Raw genomic sequence first — 966 nt, 5'->3', positions numbered from 1 at the left:
AAGGAAAGCGTGGGGGTGGTCGGCCTGATCGCCACCAGCTCCACGCCCGAGGAAATGGCCCGTTCGCAGCAGGCCGAGTTCGAGCGCTGGGGTCCGCTGGTCAAGCAGATCGGTTTTACGGGCGATTCCTGATGACCCCTCGGTATCGAATAGCATTCGGGTCGGGATTTTTCAGACAGGCTCAAGCCTGCATATAGCGATCGAACAATAGAGGAGACAAACCATGCAAGATCGTCGCAATTTCGTCAAAGGCCTGGGCGCTGGTGCAGCGCTGGCCGCATTCGGTGGCATCAGCCGCAGCGCCTATGCCCAGGGCAGCGGACCACTGGAGCAGGTGCGCATTCTCTACGGCTTTCCCGCAGGCAGTGCCGGTGACTCTGTAGCCCGCCGCGTGGCCGAAAAGATTGGCGGCACCAGCTACTCCAAGAACATGGGCGTGGTGGAGAACAAGCCCGGTGCCGGCGGCCGCATCGCGCTGGAGAATCTGCGCAACTCCGTGGGCGACGGCTCGGTCATCGTGCTGTCCCAGGTCTCGGCCTTCTCCATCTACCCGCATATCTATAGCAAGCTGAGCTATCAGGCCAAGGATTTCGAGCCGATTTCCATCGGAGCCATCATGCACCATGGACTGGCTGTCGGCCCTGCCGTGCCGGCCGAGGTCAAGACCCTCAAGGATTTTCTGGCCTGGTGCAAGAACAACCCCGACAAGGCCAGCTTCGGCAGCCCCGGTGCCGGTACCCAGCCGCATCTGATCGGCTCCCTGCTCAGCCTGCGTTCGGGCATCAGGCTCAGCCATGTGCCTTACCGCGGCACGGCGCCTGCCGTGTCCGACCTGGCTGGTGGCCAGATTGCAGCCGTGATGGGCCCCAGCGGCGACTTCCTGAGCTACTACAAGGCCGGCAAGCTGCGCGTGCTGGCCACCAGTGGCCCTCAGCGCAACCCCTATCTGCCCAATGTCCCTACCTT

The 966-nt window shown here is 62.8% G+C and carries 1 protein-coding gene and 1 pseudogene; both read left to right on the top strand.

Annotated features, from left to right (window positions below; all coding sequences use genetic code 11):
- Positions 1–132, top strand: a pseudogene (locus tag JAO85_RS25540) (twin-arginine translocation pathway signal protein); the annotation flags it as partial.
- A 91-nt stretch (positions 133–223) separates the two neighbouring features.
- Positions 224–966: tripartite tricarboxylate transporter substrate-binding protein (locus JAO85_RS25535; RefSeq protein ID WP_202789302.1), on the top strand; the 743-nt coding region annotated here is incomplete at its 3' end.

Origin of the sequence: Comamonas sp. NyZ500, assembly GCF_016772095.1 — a bacterium.
Lineage (GTDB): Bacteria > Pseudomonadota > Gammaproteobacteria > Burkholderiales > Burkholderiaceae_C > Comamonas > Comamonas thiooxydans.
The sequence above is the reverse complement of the archived record's forward strand: the minus strand, read 5'-3'. Positions and strand labels throughout refer to the sequence as shown.